The organism is Flavobacterium sp. DSR3-2 (genome assembly GCF_049896525.1).
GTDB lineage: Bacteria > Bacteroidota > Bacteroidia > Flavobacteriales > Flavobacteriaceae > Flavobacterium.
The window spans coordinates 412056-427946 of the sequence record NZ_JAFCUM010000001.1; the positions used below are offsets into that span (position 1 = coordinate 412056).

Annotated in this window: 15 protein-coding genes; 3 read left to right on the top strand and 12 right to left on the bottom strand. The window is 35.8% G+C overall.

The window, feature by feature from the left end:
• Nucleotides 1-9: 9 nt before the first annotated feature.
• The 3 genes from ACP7AV_RS01755 to ACP7AV_RS01765 all read left to right on the top strand — a co-directional run bounded on the left by ACP7AV_RS01755 (nucleotide 10) and on the right by ACP7AV_RS01765 (nucleotide 3904).
• On the top strand, nucleotides 10-2319 hold the full coding sequence (locus tag ACP7AV_RS01755; protein ID WP_426090510.1) for a penicillin-binding protein 1A: 2310 nt from the start codon (nucleotides 10-12) through the stop codon (nucleotides 2317-2319).
• A gap of 221 nt (nucleotides 2320-2540) precedes the next feature.
• Nucleotides 2541-3242 carry a CoA transferase subunit A gene (locus ACP7AV_RS01760; RefSeq protein WP_426062544.1) on the top strand — a complete coding sequence of 234 codons (702 nt, stop codon included), beginning with the start codon at nucleotides 2541-2543 and terminating at the stop codon, nucleotides 3240-3242.
• A gap of 2 nt (nucleotides 3243-3244) precedes the next feature.
• Nucleotides 3245-3904: a CoA transferase subunit B gene (locus ACP7AV_RS01765; RefSeq protein WP_426090511.1), complete on the top strand. Its 660-nt coding sequence runs from the start codon at nucleotides 3245-3247 to the stop codon at nucleotides 3902-3904.
• Between the two features lie 117 nt (nucleotides 3905-4021).
• Here ACP7AV_RS01765 and ACP7AV_RS01770 read toward each other — a convergent pair whose 3' ends face one another.
• From ACP7AV_RS01770 to hemA, 12 genes are all read right to left on the bottom strand, one after another.
• Nucleotides 4022-5461 carry a nucleoside recognition domain-containing protein gene (locus ACP7AV_RS01770; protein ID WP_426090512.1) on the bottom strand — a complete coding sequence of 480 codons (1440 nt, stop codon included), beginning with the start codon at nucleotides 5459-5461 and terminating at the stop codon, nucleotides 4022-4024.
• A 131-nt stretch (nucleotides 5462-5592) separates the two neighbouring features.
• The gene (locus ACP7AV_RS01775) at nucleotides 5593-6306 is read right to left on the bottom strand and encodes a 3'-5' exonuclease (RefSeq protein WP_426090513.1); all 714 of its coding nucleotides are present in this window, start codon (nucleotides 6304-6306) and stop codon (nucleotides 5593-5595) included.
• Nucleotides 6307-6387: 81 nt separating this feature from the next.
• A complete protein-coding gene (locus tag ACP7AV_RS01780) occupies nucleotides 6388-6858 on the bottom strand; it encodes a methylated-DNA--[protein]-cysteine S-methyltransferase (RefSeq protein WP_426090514.1) in 471 nt (156 codons plus the stop codon).
• Nucleotides 6859-7095: 237 nt separating this feature from the next.
• Nucleotides 7096-7482 (bottom strand): c-type cytochrome, encoded by a 387-nt coding sequence (locus tag ACP7AV_RS01785; protein ID WP_426090515.1) that lies wholly within the window; start codon nucleotides 7480-7482, stop codon nucleotides 7096-7098.
• Between the two features lie 37 nt (nucleotides 7483-7519).
• Nucleotides 7520-8029: a DinB family protein gene (locus ACP7AV_RS01790; RefSeq protein WP_426090516.1), complete on the bottom strand. Its 510-nt coding sequence runs from the start codon at nucleotides 8027-8029 to the stop codon at nucleotides 7520-7522.
• Between the two features lie 3 nt (nucleotides 8030-8032).
• Nucleotides 8033-9025: a porphobilinogen synthase gene (gene hemB, locus ACP7AV_RS01795; protein ID WP_426090517.1), complete on the bottom strand. Its 993-nt coding sequence runs from the start codon at nucleotides 9023-9025 to the stop codon at nucleotides 8033-8035.
• Between the two features lie 80 nt (nucleotides 9026-9105).
• Nucleotides 9106-10008 (bottom strand): oxygen-dependent coproporphyrinogen oxidase, encoded by a 903-nt coding sequence (gene hemF, locus ACP7AV_RS01800; RefSeq protein ID WP_426090518.1) that lies wholly within the window; start codon nucleotides 10006-10008, stop codon nucleotides 9106-9108.
• A 72-nt stretch (nucleotides 10009-10080) separates the two neighbouring features.
• Nucleotides 10081-11742, bottom strand: a complete 1662-nt coding sequence (locus ACP7AV_RS01805) for an ATP-binding protein (protein ID WP_426090519.1) — start codon at nucleotides 11740-11742, stop codon at nucleotides 10081-10083.
• A gap of 53 nt (nucleotides 11743-11795) precedes the next feature.
• Nucleotides 11796-12821: a uroporphyrinogen decarboxylase gene (hemE, locus tag ACP7AV_RS01810; protein WP_426090520.1), complete on the bottom strand. Its 1026-nt coding sequence runs from the start codon at nucleotides 12819-12821 to the stop codon at nucleotides 11796-11798.
• 22 nt (nucleotides 12822-12843) lie between these two features.
• The gene (locus ACP7AV_RS01815) at nucleotides 12844-13527 is read right to left on the bottom strand and encodes a uroporphyrinogen-III synthase (protein ID WP_426090521.1); all 684 of its coding nucleotides are present in this window, start codon (nucleotides 13525-13527) and stop codon (nucleotides 12844-12846) included.
• Complete coding sequence (hemC, locus tag ACP7AV_RS01820; RefSeq protein WP_426090522.1) at nucleotides 13527-14450, bottom strand: hydroxymethylbilane synthase; 924 nt, start codon at nucleotides 14448-14450, stop codon at nucleotides 13527-13529. Before hemC ends, ACP7AV_RS01815 begins: the two co-directional genes overlap by 1 nt.
• Nucleotides 14450-15706 carry a glutamyl-tRNA reductase gene (gene hemA, locus ACP7AV_RS01825; protein ID WP_426090523.1) on the bottom strand — a complete coding sequence of 419 codons (1257 nt, stop codon included), beginning with the start codon at nucleotides 15704-15706 and terminating at the stop codon, nucleotides 14450-14452. The genes hemC and hemA overlap by 1 nt, the downstream gene beginning before the upstream one ends.
• Nucleotides 15707-15891 lie beyond the last annotated feature (185 nt).

Below are 15891 nucleotides of genomic sequence, written 5' to 3' on the forward strand. Positions count from 1 at the left end.
AATAGTATTATGGCTATCAAAAAAAATAACAATCCAACAAGAGGTAATGTAAATGACATTACACATTATCAAAGGAAATTTTGGAAAATATTCTTCATGGGCTTAGGAAGTGTCGGTTTGTTTTTCTTGTTTGCTTCTTGGGGAATCTTCGGTTCGATGCCTTCTTTTGAAGATTTAGAAAATCCTGATTCTAATTTAGCTACAGAAATAATATCAGCTGACGGAGTGGTTTTGGGTAAATATTTTGAAAAAAACAGGTCCCAGTTAAAATACGCTGACTTACCAAAAAACTTAATAGATGCATTGATTGCTACGGAAGATGCTCGTTTTTACGAACATTCCGGTATCGACGGAAGAGGAACTTTGAGAGCGATTTCTAGTTTTGGAACTAGCGGTGGAGCGAGTACACTGACACAGCAGTTAGCCAAACAATTGTTCCACGGCGAAGGGTCCAAATTTCTGCCTTTTAGAATTGTACAAAAAATAAAAGAATGGATTATTGCTATTCGATTGGAAAGACAATACACTAAAAATGAAATCATTGCGATGTATTGTAACGTTTATGATTTTGGAAACAATTCTGTTGGAGTAAGTTCCGCGGCAAAAACCTATTTTTCGAAAGAACCAAAGGATTTAACCATCAGTGAATCGGCCATATTAGTCGGAATGTTTAAAAACTCCGGTTTATACAATCCTATCAGAAACCCACAAGGAGTGAAAAACCGCAGAAATGTGGTGCTTTCGCAAATGGAAAAAGGAAAAATGATTACAGAAGCTGAAAAGGAAAAATTACAAAGTTTACCTATCAAGCTGAATTTCAAATTAGAAACCCATAAAGAAGGAACGGCAACGTATTTCAGAGAATACCTTCGTGATTACATGAAAAAATGGGCTGAAGAAAATAAAAAACCGGACGGTTCTGATTACGATATTTACAAAGACGGTCTAAAAATTTACACTACAATTGATTCCAGAATGCAATTGCATGCCGAAGAAGCAGTTACGGTGCACATGGCAAACCTTCAGGAAGAGTTTTTCAAACAATCTAAAGGCAATAAAAATGCACCATTTGTAAATATTTCGAGTGCAGAAACACAAAAAATATTAAATCAGGCAATGAAATCATCCAACCGATGGGCGGTGATGAAATCATTAGATAAAAGCGATGAAGAAATTATAAAATCATTCAGCGAAAAAACAGAAATGACCGTCTTTTCCTGGAAGGGAGAAAAAGACACGATTATGACACCATTGGATTCTATTCGATATTACAAACATTTTCTACAATCCGGATTGATGGCTATGGAACCTCAAACCGGTAATGTAAAAGCTTGGGTTGGTGGTATCAATTACAAATATTTCCAATACGATCACGTAGGACAAGGTGCCAGACAAGTAGGTTCGACTTTCAAACCGTTTGTTTATGCCACTGCCATAGAACAATTAAATATGTCTCCTTGCGACTCCATTATTGACGGACCTTTTATGATTCGAAAAGGGCGTCATAATGTTACTGAAGATTGGGAGCCAAAAAACTCAGACAACCGATACCGCGGAATGGTTACCTTAAAAAGAGGTCTGGCCAATTCGATAAACACCGTTTCAGCAAAATTAATGGACAAAGTTGGTCCGGAAGCAGTAGTTGATTTAGCCCATAAATTAGGAATAAAATCTGAGATTCCTTTGCAGCCTTCGATAGCTTTAGGAGCAGTAGAAATAACCGTCGAAGACATGGTAGCAGCTTACAGTACTTTTGCCAATCAAGGTGTTTACATGAAACCCCAATTTATTTCTAAAATTGAAGATAAAAGTGGCGTGATCATCTACGAGCCAATTCCTGAGTCTCATGATGTTTTAAATAAAGATATCGCCTACGCGGTTGTCAAATTACTGGAAGGTGTAACCGAAGGTGGATCTGGAGATCGTTTGCGTACCACTGGCGGGGGAAGCGGAGACAACCGTTGGACTGGTTATCCGTATCAATTTAAAAACCCTATTGCGGGAAAAACAGGAACTACACAAAACCAATCCGATGGTTGGTTTATGGGAATGGTTCCGAATCTTGTAACTGGTGTTTGGGTAGGTTGCGAGGACCGTTCGGCTCGTTTCAAAAGTATCACTTATGGTCAGGGAGCTACAGCGGCACTGCCGGTTTGGGGTTATTTTATGAAGCTGTGTTATGCTGATCCGGCACTTAAAGTTTCTAAGGAAAGCTTTGAAAGGCCTGCAAATCTCTCTATAAAAGTAGACTGTTATGTACCCAGAAAAGTAGTAGACACGACAGCAGTAGAACAAGATACTGAAGAATTTGAATTGTAAAATTTTAATTAGGAGCTAATCCAGCCATACGTTGCAAACAAAGTTCACTGAACTCCAATGAAAATAAAAATATAGTGAAGTAATCTTTTTTTCGGTAAAAACCTCAAAAAAGGATTTTCACTGCTATCTGGGCTAAGGCACTAGTCCTCCGAACTATATCCTAGATTATTACAACTTAATTCATCGATAGACTAAAATTAAAAAAATAGCAACTCATTTATATGATTAACAAAAAAGTAAATAACGTTCAGGATGCCCTTCAAGGAATTGAAAATGGGATGACTATCATGCTTGGCGGTTTTGGATTATGTGGTATTCCAGAAAATTCGATTGCCGAAATAGTAAAAAAAGCAACTACGGATTTAACCTGTATTTCAAACAATGCGGGTGTCGATGATTTTGGTCTGGGATTGCTTTTGAAAAAGCGCCAAATCAAAAAAATGATTTCATCTTACGTAGGTGAAAATGCCGAATTTGAACGCCAAATGCTTTCTGGAGAACTAGAAGTAGACCTTATTCCTCAAGGAACTTTAGCAGAACGTTGTCGTTCGGCACAAGCTGGAATTCCTGCTTTTTTCACACCAGCAGGTTATGGAACTGAAGTAGCCGAAGGGAAAGAAGTCCGTGAATTCAATGGAAAAATGCATGTTATGGAGCACGCTTTCAACGCTGATTTTGCCATCGTAAAAGCATGGAAAGGTGACGAAGCCGGAAACCTGATTTTTAAAGGAACAGCAAGAAATTTTAATCCTTGCATGGCCGGAGCAGCAAAAATCACCATCGCCGAAGTAGAAGAATTATTACCTGCAGGAAGTTTAGATCCAAACGAAATTCATATTCCAGGAATACTTGTAAATAGAATTTTTCAAGGCGAGAAATATGAAAAAAGAATTGAACAAAGAACCGTGAGAAAAATTTTCTAATTATGGCTTTAGATAAAAATCAAATTGCAAAACGCATTGCAAAAGAATTAAAACACAACTATTACGTGAATCTCGGAATCGGAATTCCAACATTAGTGGCAAATTATGTTCCAGAAGGAATTGACGTTGAATTTCAAAGTGAAAACGGAATTCTCGGTATGGGTCCATTCCCTTTTGAAGGAGATGAAGACGCTGATTTAATCAACGCAGGAAAACAAACCATCACCACTTTGCCCGGAGCTAGTTTCTTCGACTCCGCATTTAGTTTTGGAATGATTCGTGGACAACATGTTGACCTAACCATCCTTGGCGCAATGGAAGTTGCCGAAAACGGCGATATTGCCAACTGGAAAATCCCTGGTAAAATGGTCAAAGGAATGGGAGGCGCTATGGATTTAGTGGCTTCTGCCGAGAATATTATTGTAGCCATGATGCACGTTAATAAAGCAGGAGAATCTAAAATACTTGAAAAATGTACGTTACCATTAACGGGTGTCGGTTGCGTTAAAAAAGTAGTTACTGAATTAGCCGTTTTAGAGGTTACCCCGCAAGGTTTCAAACTCTTGGAACGTGCGCCGGGTGTAACCGTAGATCATATCATCGCTTCCACTGAAGCTAATTTAATAATCGAGGGAGAAGTTCCAGAAATGGAAATAGATTAACATTTACTTTAAAAACACAAAAAAACCACAATCTCAAATAGTACAGAGATTGTGGTTTTTTTTATACACCGATTTGCGATTCCATCCAAAAATCAAATCATTTTAAAATTCTTGTTTTTAAAAGAACCAAGTCGCCACAAAAATTGCTGTAATCACACAAATCAAATCGACTACAAGCATCGTTCCTAACGCATATCGCGTGTTTTTAATATTTACAGAACCAAAATAAACGGCTATCACATAAAAAGTACTTTCGGCGCTACATTGAAAAATACTACTCAATCTAGCCGTAAAGGAGTCGGCACCAAAAGTGTTCATCGAGTCAATCAAAAATCCTCTTGATCCGGCAGAACTAAAGGGACGAAGTAAAGCGACTGGTAAAGCATCCGTAATTTGCTTACTAACTCCCATATTAGAAAAAATGAAAGCAATCCAATTGCTGATAATTTCAAATAGACCACTGTTTCTAAACAACGAAATGGCAACCAGCATTCCCAATACATAAGGGAAAATAGTAACTCCGGTTTTCACACCATTATTGGCCCCTACTACAAAAGTCTCAAAAACGGTAGTAGATGCTTCTGTAAATTTCTTTTCATTTATAAATGAAAAAATCAACGTAAAAGCAATAATTCCAATTAATATTAAAGCAGAAAGATTTGAAGTGAAATAGTTTTTTCCAATTAAATTCAAATGGTTCACATACATCAACAAACCAACAATTGCGGCTATTAATGTCATCAATACAATCACTAAAGAAGCACTTTTGAAATTGATTCTTTGTTTGATTCCAACAATTAAAAAGGCTGCGATAGTACCGATAAACGAAGTGATAATACAAGGCAACATCACATCCGCAGGATTACTTGCGTTAGCCGCAGCACGATATCCTATGATAGACGTAGCAATTAAAGTTAGACCCGAAGCATGCAAACACATAAACATAATTTGTGCATCACTGGCCTTGTCTTTCTCTGGATTAATTTCTTGTAAACTTTCCATAGCTTTTAGACCAAATGGAGTTGCAGCAGAATCTAACCCCAGAAAATTAGCGGCAAAATTTAAAGTCATGTAGGAAATCGAGGGATGGTTTTTGGGAATACTCGGAAACACTTTTACAAAAACAGGACTTAATGCTTTCGCCAATTTTCCAGAAGCACCAGAAATTATTAAAAGTTCCATCAATCCGCAGAAAAAGGCCAAATAAGCCATCAGCGGAAGGACTAAATCTATTAAAGTACTTTTACAAGTTGGCAATAAACCATCTGATTTTTGAACACCGCTGTAAATTTTTACGGTTTTATTCTTAAAAACATAAGTCGTATCCGCATTTAGCGTGTCCCGGTTGATAATCATGGTTTGCTCTGGCGCTGTCTTTATGCTGTCTTTTATAAAAGCAGGAAGTTCTTCGGCAAATTTCTCCGACACCAAAATTGGATCATCTTTCTTTCCGTTCAAAACGTGGTCAATTGTATAACTGTCTCCAGAAAATAAACTAAACACTACAAATACAATTGCTGAAATAAAAATGACCAACCAAAATCTACTCAATACCATAATCTATATTTTTTGTAAATGTAATCAATCAATTGCAATGACGATAGCAAAAAGACAAGGTCAATATAAAACAGAAAGGTAGATGTTATGCACTACTATTGATTTTTAAGATTGAAATTGTCATTGATTTTTTACACATGAATAATCTCGTCGTCAATTAACAATTCTTCTCTACGCAATCGGAGGAAAATTTGTGCTACTGCAATAGTGTCTTTTTCACAATAGGTTACAATGCGGTCAATGTCTTTATCCACATAAAAAACATGACCAACCTGACTGCCATCGATATCGCCTTTTGGAGAAGGAATTCCGAGAACTTTACACAACAATTTTAAAGAAGTAAAATGTTTATAATCACCAAATTTCCATAATTCTAACGTGTCTAAATGTGGAATTTCCCATGGTTTTTTTCCAAATAAATTCAGCTTGTTCGGAATAGCAATTTGGTTAATAATCATCCGTCTGGCAAGGAAAGGAATATCGAATTCCTTGGCATTGTGACCACACAAAACGTGTTGTGGCTGATTGAAATGAGTGTTCAGCAAATTATTGAAATCCAATAATATTTTCTTTTCTTCTCCAAAAAAAGAAGTTACCCTAAAATTTCGAATATCGCCTTTGATGGTAAAATAACCCACGGAAATACAAATGATTTTCCCAAACTCGGCCCAAATTCCCGCTCGATCATAAAAATCCTCAGGCGTGAATTCGTCTTTGCGCTGGTATTGAGTTTTGTGCTCCCAAAGATCTTTCATTTCAGAATCTAATGCATTGAAATCCTCCGCCTCCGGAACGGTTTCTATATCAAGAAATAGGATATTATTGAGGTGTATTTTTTCTATCATTTTAGGGCACGCAGATGAAGCGGATTTTACAGATTGGAACGGATTTTCTTAAACGAATATAAGAAATTTATTCACAAACAACTAAAAAAGACTTTGTTGTGTAGTAGGATTTTCGTGTTCCAATAACCATTTTTTGCGCCACAAACCTCCTGCATATCCTGTTAATGAACCATCAGTTCCAATTACTCGATGACAGGGAACCACAATCCATAATGGATTTTTTCCATTCGCGGAAGCCACTGCTCGAATGGCTTTTACATCACCCAAAATTTTGGATTGTTGAAGATATGTTCTCGTTTTTCCATAAGGAATTTCCAATAACGATTTCCATACTTTTTGTTGAAATTCAGTACCTTTTGGATTTAATTTAAAATCGAAATCATTTCTTTTTCTTTCGAAATAATCATTAAGTTGCGAAATGGCGTCCTGCAAAATTGTTGGAATTATATTTGAAATTTCGCCTTCATCAGCAACTGAAATTACGGCTATTCCATTTTCATCGCCTATGATTGTGGCAATTCCTAAGGGGGTTTTGATGTATACTATTTCCATATTTTAAAGATAAAAAAATTACCCACATTGTTCCTAAAGAAGTAACAAAGTTCAGAAATAAATGCATTTAAAACGCTTTGAACATACAAAAACCATTCGCAGAGACGAATGGTTCTTATATTTTAGCCCTGATAGTAGCGGCATCTCCCGATTTAGAAAAACAAGGCTTTTTAGCCGTAGTCTTTGTTTATCGGGAATAAAGCGGATAGCAGGATTAGCTCCTAAAAAACGCCAGTATTATTTCAAACTTGAATACACATACGCTTCTAAAGCTTTCAATTCGTCATCAGACATGGCTTTGGTAATCACGAAGTTTGCTTTCATGACTTCATATTGGCTTGGGTCAACAATAGGTTCGCCTTCGCCTTTCAAAAACGTTACGATACTTGCGTTTTTATCTTTATAAATTTTAGCAATATCCTGCAGACTTGGCCCTATCACTTTCTTGTCAACCTGATGACAGGCCACACAATTCCCTTTTCCTTTGAAAATTTCTTCCCCTAGTTCCTCCGGCGTTTGTGCCACTACCTCTGTTGAGGTTGGATATAAAGGTTCTTTTTTAACTTCTTCTTTTTTACAAGATGCAAAGGTTAAAACGGCAAATAAAAACAATGTCTTTCTCATGTTAATTTCTTTAATTGTGAATAACTATGTTACTGCTTTACCACCCAATATATTTGGGCGGTTGAATTTGATTCAAGTTCAAATATACTAAAATTTGCGCTCTATGATGGGTAACATGATCCTGCATCAAATTAAGTATTTGCAATTTTGATTTTGGACCAGCAAAAAAATCGACCTTATCGGATAATTCAGCTTCTGTGGTTTTTTTTATAAATGTCTTTGCTGTATCAAATGAGGTTTTTATTTCTTGAATTATTTGCGCTTTTGAAAGTACTTTTCCTGCTACTTTTTTCACATATTTCTGTTCTGAAAAATGCGTTGTGCTCAACCAATTCATGTTATCTTGTATGTGAAATAATTGTTCTCTAAATGACATTTCACGGGTTGAAGGCTTGTAATCATATTTGTCTTCCGGCATGGCTTGTGCAACGGCCACTAAATAATCTTTGGAATTATCCCATTTCTCGATGAAAGTAGCAATTACCTCCACTTGTGCAAAAATGCTATTGGATAGCAAAAAAACCGCTATTATTAAACATTTTTTCAATTTCTATTTATTTAAAAGTATCGCAGCTTCTTTGGCAAAATAAGTCGAAATCAAACTGGCTCCAGCGCGTTTGATACACATTAATTGTTCCATCATAATTTTATCGTGATCTAACCAACCTCTTTCGGCTGCGGCTTTGATCATCGCGTATTCCCCAGAAACATGATAAACGGTTACTGGTACATTTACCGCGTTTTTAACCTCGCGGACGATGTCTAAATAGGCAATTCCTGGTTTTACCATCACCATATCAGCGCCTTCTTCCACGTCCCACAACGCCTCTTTAATAGCTTCGATACGATTGGCATAATCCATTTGGTATGTTTTTTTGTCTTTTGGAATTTCAATGGCGTCAACAGGAGCGCTGTCTAACGCATCACGAAACGGCCCGTAAAATGCCGAAGCGTATTTAGCCGAATAACTCATGATACCTACATTATGAAAACCGGCATCATCAAGACCTTCGCGCAAACGCAATACACGTCCGTCCATCATATCCGATGGCGCTACAAAATCGGCTCCAGCTTGCGCATGAGAAACAGCCATTTTGACTAAAGCATCATTTGTTGCATCATTTTCTACATCACCGTTTGTAATAATTCCGTCATGTCCATAAATAGAATACGGGTCCAAAGCTACGTCCGGCATTACTACCATTTCCGGACAAGCGGCTTTGATGGCACGTATGGCATTTTGCATTAATCCGTTTGGATTCCAAGCTTCCAGTCCTGTATTGTCTTTTAAATTTTCACTGACTTTCACATAAATATTTACTGCAAGAATACCTAAAGCGAATAATTCATGGATTTCTTTTACCGTTAAATCGATGGAACGACGAAATATTCCTGGCATGGAAGCAATTTCCACTTTGTAGTTTTCTCCTTCAGCAATGAACATGGGAAACATGAAATCGCTGGGGCTTAAGCTGGTTTCACGAACTAAACTTCTGATAGATTCATTCGTCCTTAATCTTCTGCCTCTGTGTAATGGGAACATATATTTTCGTTTAAAGTTTCAGGTTTATAAGTTTTAAGTTAAACCCATTTAAAAATTAAAATTCAGAATTTAAAATAAATCTAAAGCCAATCTATTGGATTCTCCAATACGTTTACTAATTTATCTTCTTCGCTTCCGGCTTCTGCGTGATGGTCGTATACCCATTGCACATGTGGCGGCAAACTCATTAGAATACTTTCGATTCTTCCGTTGGTCTTTAATCCAAATAACGTGCCTTTGTCATGAACCAAATTAAACTCTACATAACGTCCGCGGCGTATTTCCTGCCACGTTCTTTGTTCTGGCGTATATGTTAAGTCTTTTCTTTTTTCTACAATTGGAACGTAAGCTTCAAGGAAACTATTCCCCACTTCTGAAACGTAATTGAACCAATCTTGCATACTCATCTCTGGAGTTTCTTTGCAATAATCGAAAAACAATCCGCCAATTCCGCGTGCTTCATTCCTGTGAGTGTTCCAAAAATAGGCATCACATTGTTTCTTGTATTTTGGATAAAACTCCGGGTTGTGTTTGTCGCAAGCGGTTTTACAGGTTTGATGAAAATGAATTGCATCTTCTTCAAACAGATAATACGGTGTTAAATCCTGTCCGCCACCAAACCATTGCTGAATCACGTTTCCGTTATCATCGTACATTTCGAAATAGCGCCAATTGGCATGAACAGTAGGAACCATTGGATTTTTGGGATGCAGCACCAAACTTAATCCGCAGGCAAAAAAATCAGCTTCGCCCACATTAAACATTTTTTGCATGGCTTCGGGTAACTTCCCGTGAACTGCCGAAATATTAACACCGCCTTTTTCGAAAACTTTGCCGTTTTCGATTACACGGGTTCTTCCTCCTCCGCCTTCCGGACGTTCCCAAAGGTCTTCCCGGAATTTGGCTTGACCTTCAACCGCTTCCAATCCTTTACAGATTTGGTCTTGAAGGTTTTGTATGTATTGGTAAAATTTTTCTTTCATTTTGAAAACAATATAAAAGTGTTTAAAAGTGTTTAAAAGTGTTTAAAAGTGTTTAAAATTGTTTAAAAGTGTTTAAACAATTTCCCAAAAATACCCTGCCGTATTGATAATCTTACCTTCCATTCTTAATGCAGAAAGATAATTAGTAACCTTATTTTTTTTCTTTTCTTCAGAGAGGACAGTTGATAATTTAGGAATAATTAAGTTATCAATTTTATTACGTTTCGTCTTTCCCCATTTTTTAAGACATTCAAGTATCATATCTTTAAAATGAGAATCATCAAAACTACGATTAGCTAAATATTCGGCTTGTAAATTTTCATCATTTGTAGACTCGATAATTTGATAGGATAAGTAAAAATTAAGTCTGCTCCCTTCAATATACTTTAATTTTTTTAGATGTTTAAATTCATTTTCTGAAATTTCTTTGTGTTTTTGAACTTTATCCAACAAAATGATTTCATCTAAACCTAAGTTTGAATTTTTTAAAATAATTTTAGCAAAGTTTTCATCTAAAATTTTACCCGTTATCGTTACCTTAACTTTATTATCTTCAAAATTATAATTTGGCAAAGGAAAAAATCGTTGTTTTTGGAAGTTAAATATTTTTCGAATACCTCCACCTTGAGTTTCAATCATATCTAAATTTTTCATTGCTTCAACTAAAAAGGGATTTCTATACACTTCTTCGGGCGTATCATTCAAAACCACATCCTCAACTGATTTTGGTAAAAATGAACCATAATTAGAAAACACTAAATGATCATCTTCAAATTCAACAACATTAATTCTTGCACCTTTAGAATAATCCTGATGGGCAATAGCATTATTTAAAGATTCTCTTATAATAAATGGCTCGTATCGCAGCACTTCGTCTGGAAATAATGTCCCATCACGTAAGTAACGGTATTTTAAATTTCTAATCTTTTTATAAACTTCATCCACTGATAATATGAATGGAATAGAAAATATTTCAAAATCTTTATCTTGATTATCAATCGTTTTTAGATTCCATCTGATTTTTACAGAAGAACCTAAATAATGTTCTGATTCATCTTTTCCTAAAAGAATTAGAGCTGTTCTAGTTATCTTTCCTTTTATCGTAAGTTTTGCTTTATTTAAAAAATCCAAATCATTCCAATTGTCAATTTCATCAGAATATTTAGGATTTCTTTTTTTAAATTCAATTCTAGCTTTTTTCATAGCCTCTAAATCTAAATCTTCTAAAGATGCTTCTGGAATAATGCCTTTAGACCAATCTTCGTTAACCTGAACTTGTTCGAGAATTGCATCCAATCTTGCTTTGGTCATTTCGACCAAATTATCATCAATACGTTGCCAAGTTTTTTTATGAGCGTAAACCGGCAATCTAAATTGATGTTTCGGAATATGGAAAATCCAAACTACTTTGTTAGTGTCAGATGTAGTAAACTCTTGAACACTAAATTTATCAACGTTTAAATTCGTGATGTTTCCGTTAATTCTAAATCTAATATTCTCTATTGTATAACCTGCAAATTCTTGAATACCTATTATAGCATGTAATTGATCTTGAATCCCAATTACTAAACTCCCTCCTTGCATATTTGCAATCGCAGAAATATAAGAGATGACATCACCACCACCATCTCCTGAAATAGAATTCTTTAACGACTTAAATTCTTTCCACTCGCATTTTTCATTTTCGGTTGGATAGTTTGTTTTTAAGTAATCTTCTAATTCTTTTTCAGTCATTTTTAGTATTTGTATTAATTACAAATATAGGATATTAATACATTTCTTAGTAATTATGATTTATACTCCTTCACCGCATCAATAAAAGCTTTGGCATGATCCACAGGAATATTTGGTAAAATTCCGTGACCTAAATTAACGATGTATTTGTCTTTTCCGAATTCATCAATCATTTCATGTACCATTTTCTTGATGACAGGAATTGGTGACAACAATCTGGATGGATCAAAATTTCCTTGCAACGTAATTTTCCCTCCGGAAAGGTATCTTGCATTTCGTGGAGAACACGTCCAGTCTACACCAAGTGCTGATGCTCTACTTTTCCCCATTTCACCCAATGCAAACCAACATCCTTTTCCGAAAACAATTACTGGCGCATCATCTGCCAAGGCTTCAATAATTTGGTTGATGTATTTCCAGGAGAATTCCTGATAATCCACTGGAGATAACATTCCACCCCAAGAGTCAAAAATTTGTACAGCGTTTACTCCTGCTTTTACTTTTTCTTTCAAGTACATGATAGTAGTGTCCGTAATTTTTTGTAATAGAACATGCGCTGCTTCTGGATGTTGAAAACAAAATCCTTTGGCCATATCAAAACTTTTAGAACCTTTCCCTTCCACGGCGTAACACATAATTGTCCAAGGAGAACCTGCAAAACCAATTAACGGCACCTCATCGTTCAACATTTCTTTGGTCAATTTGATAGCATCAAAAACGTACCCTAATGTTTCATTTACATCAGGAACAATTACTTTCTCCACATCTTGTATCGTACGAATTGGATTTGGTAAAAAAGGACCAAAATTTTCTTTCATCAACACTTCAATCCCCATTGCTTGCGGAATTACCAAAATATCCGAAAACAAAATGGCCGCATCCGGAGCAATTCTACGTATTGGCTGAACCGTAATTTCGGCAGCTAATTCTGGCGTTTGACAACGGGTAAAAAAATCATATTTGTCGCGCAAAGCGATGAATTCCGGTAAATATCTTCCCGCTTGACGCATCATCCAAACTGGCGGACGTTGTACTGTTTCTCCTTTTAATGCTCTTAAAAATAGGTCGTTCTTAATCATGTATTTAAATTTTAGCGGATTGCTAGATGCTTTCCGTTGTATAATATTCAATAACTTCCAAAATCACCTCTTCGATAGTCGGCGTTTCAGCAATTACTATGTTTTTAATTTTCTTTGTTTCTAATGCTGATGCTGTAGTGGTGCCTACGCAGAAACAAACTTCATTCTTGATTTTATTATTTGTCAAATAACTTTCAACGGCAGAAGGGCTAAAAAATAGAATTCCGTCAAAATTTTCTTGGTCTGATATTTTAAAAGGCGAAAGTGTTGTTTGATACACTTCGATTTCATTAAAAGTTATTCCGGCACTTTTTAATGCTTCAGGCAACGTTTCTTTACGCAAATTTCCACTTAAGAAAGTATAGCTTTCCTTATTGTAAATTAAAGTGATTATTTCGGCTAATTCAGAGGCGTAATCCAAATAAACATCAACTGTAAAGCCATGCAATTCAAGTAATTCCTTGGTTTTAATACCGACACAAAAAACAGGTTTGGTCTTTAAGACTTCCCAACCGTTTTGTTCAATCAAACTTAAAACAGCATTTTGGCTACTAAAAATTAAATTGTTGTTGATTGTACTCAGTTCAAAAAGGTTGTTTTTTATTTCGATAAAATCTTGTTCTAAAAGGTCAAAATTCGCATCAAGAAATACTTGCCTTTGTTCTGCCGACAATGTTTTAGTGGATAAAATGCTTGTTTGGCTCATTATTTCTTCAAATTATTTTTAATTTCTGACATCAATTTTGTTCCGCCATTGTTCAGAATTTCCTGAGCAGCATAAAACCCTAATTTCTTCCATTCTTCGAGAGGAACAATTTTATCGATTTCAACCTTTTCTTTTCCGTCTAACGAAAACAAAACACCTTGAAAATGAATGGTATCCTCCTCTTCATTATATTTAGCTAAAGCGCCAATAGGAGCTGTACAGCCTCCTTCCAAGGTTTTTAAAAACTGTCGTTCAATATAGGTTACAATTTCGGTTTCAATATGATTTAACTGTGATAAAGCATCACGGGTAAATGCATCTTTTTGCATCGCAACAACCAGCATTGCCCCTTGGGCCGGCGCAGGAATCATCCAATCCAAATCAATATAATTGGAAGGTTTTAAGTTGATTCTTTCTAATCCTGCTGCTGCAAAAACGGCTCCGTTCCAATCACTTTGCTGCAATTTCCGCATTCTAGTATTGACGTTTCCTCGTAAATCAACCACTTTATGAGTCGGATATTTACTAAGCCATTGTGCCTGACGACGCAAACTTCCGGTGGCAATTGTTCCTTGTTCATTGAGAAAATCAAGGTTTCCTTCATATACCAAAATATCCAACGTGCTGGCTCTTTCCAAAACTGCTGCCTGAACAATCCCTATTGGTAAAGCCGTAGGAACATCTTTCATAGAATGCACCGCAATATCGACATCGCCATGTATCATTGCGATATCGAGCGTTTTTGTAAAAATTCCTACAATTCCTAATTCGTAAAGTGGTTTGTCAAGAATGATATCTCCTTGTGATTTTACTGCTATAATTTCGGTTTTATAGCCTAAATCGTTCAGTCTTTTTTCGACGTTATGTGCTTGCCAAAGCGCGAGTTCACTATCGCGGGTTCCTATGCGTATTGTTTTATTCATTATCTTGCGGTAGTTCCAATTTTAAAAACTTTTTCAATCCATTCTATACTTTCGTCCACCATGGTATCGTCGTCTTTCAAATGATTAGCAAAGTGTGTCGTTATTTTCTGGATAATTCTGTTACTGATTATTTCCGCTTGCTCTTCATTAAAATTTGAAATTTTCCTGCTTTGAAAATCCAATTCAGATGTTTTGATCGCATTCAATTTTGCTTTTAAAGCATTGATTGTGGGCGCAAATTTTCTGCCTTTGGTCCACATAATAAATTCTTCTTTTATTTCTTCAATAATTGCTTCTGCTGCGGGAATGTGTTTTTTCCTGTTTTCTAAAGTCTCATCCGTTAGTTGTGACAGATAATCCATGTGAATTAGCGTAACACCCTTGATCTCTTCTACATCTTCATTTACATTTTTCGGAATGGATAAATCCAAAATCAGCAATGGTTTTTTCAAATTCAGAATCGCTTTGTCAATTGTTGGATTTTGTGCGCCGGTTGCTACCACAACAACATCTGCTTTTTGTAGTTCTAAATGCAGTTCCGAATAATCTTTTACAATTAAATTCAATTTTCCGGCTAGTTTCTCTGCTTTTTCTTTGGTTCTGTTGATAAGCGTGATGTGTTCGTTTTTAGTATGTTTTACCAAATTTTCACACGTATTTCTACCAATTTTCCCAGTACCAAACAATAGAATATTTTTGTTTCTAATGTCTTGCACATTGTTGATTATGTAACGAACCGCAGCAAAAGAAACCGATGTCGCTCCAGAACTAATTTCAGTGTCTGTTTTTATCTTTTTACTTGCCTGAATTACGGCATTCACTAGTCGTTCCATAAAAGCATTGGCTAAACCCGACGATTTTGACTGTGAAAACGAATTCCTTATTTGGGCAATAATTTCAAAATCACCAAGTATCTGACTATCTAAACCCGTTCCCACACGAAACATGTGGCTTATGGCTTCTTGATTTTTATAGACAAAACCTACTTTTTGAAATTCTTCAACAGAGCCCTGACTGTTTTCACAAATCAGTTTTATTAATTGAAAAGGATGCTCTGCAAAACCATAAATTTCCGTTCGGTTGCAGGTAGAAGTTACGATTAAACTTTCTATTCCTTCAGTCTTAGCTTGTTCGAGTAAACGGTTTTTTGCAGTAGCATCTAAACTGAATTTACCTCTGATCTCAGCATCTGCCTTTTTATAACTCAATCCAACGGAGTAAAAATAATGATGCTTTAATTTGTTATTATTTTCCATATGTGCACTTTTCCAGAAAGTGGAACAAAATTATAACTATAGTATTTATAAAAGTAACGCTAGAAGTACTTTTTGTATCGCTGCATGATTTTTTAAATTTAAATCGTTATTTAATTATAAAAACCCTTATTTTTGTAGAACAAACAGGTTCCTTTTAGCGCATTATTTAGAGTGTTTCTAAATAA

Excerpts from the sequence above, each read along its gene's own strand:
- ACP7AV_RS01755 (WP_426090510.1), top strand. The coding sequence starts at position 10 with ATGGCTATCAAAAAAAATAACAATCCAACAAGAGGTAATGTAAATGAC.
- ACP7AV_RS01760 (WP_426062544.1), top strand. The coding sequence starts at position 2,541 with ATGATTAACAAAAAAGTAAATAACGTTCAGGATGCCCTTCAAGGAATT.
- ACP7AV_RS01765 (WP_426090511.1), top strand. The coding sequence starts at position 3,245 with ATGGCTTTAGATAAAAATCAAATTGCAAAACGCATTGCAAAAGAATTA.
- ACP7AV_RS01770 (WP_426090512.1), bottom strand. The coding sequence starts at position 5,461 with ATGGTATTGAGTAGATTTTGGTTGGTCATTTTTATTTCAGCAATTGTA.
- ACP7AV_RS01775 (WP_426090513.1), bottom strand. The coding sequence starts at position 6,306 with ATGATAGAAAAAATACACCTCAATAATATCCTATTTCTTGATATAGAA.
- ACP7AV_RS01780 (WP_426090514.1), bottom strand. The coding sequence starts at position 6,858 with ATGGAAATAGTATACATCAAAACCCCCTTAGGAATTGCCACAATCATA.
- ACP7AV_RS01785 (WP_426090515.1), bottom strand. The coding sequence starts at position 7,482 with ATGAGAAAGACATTGTTTTTATTTGCCGTTTTAACCTTTGCATCTTGT.
- hemB (WP_426090517.1), bottom strand. The coding sequence starts at position 9,025 with ATGTTCCCATTACACAGAGGCAGAAGATTAAGGACGAATGAATCTATC.
- hemF (WP_426090518.1), bottom strand. The coding sequence starts at position 10,008 with ATGAAAGAAAAATTTTACCAATACATACAAAACCTTCAAGACCAAATC.
- ACP7AV_RS01805 (WP_426090519.1), bottom strand. The coding sequence starts at position 11,742 with ATGACTGAAAAAGAATTAGAAGATTACTTAAAAACAAACTATCCAACC.
- hemE (WP_426090520.1), bottom strand. The coding sequence starts at position 12,821 with ATGATTAAGAACGACCTATTTTTAAGAGCATTAAAAGGAGAAACAGTA.
- ACP7AV_RS01815 (WP_426090521.1), bottom strand. The coding sequence starts at position 13,527 with ATGAGCCAAACAAGCATTTTATCCACTAAAACATTGTCGGCAGAACAA.
- hemC (WP_426090522.1), bottom strand. The coding sequence starts at position 14,450 with ATGAATAAAACAATACGCATAGGAACCCGCGATAGTGAACTCGCGCTT.
- hemA (WP_426090523.1), bottom strand. The coding sequence starts at position 15,706 with ATGGAAAATAATAACAAATTAAAGCATCATTATTTTTACTCCGTTGGA.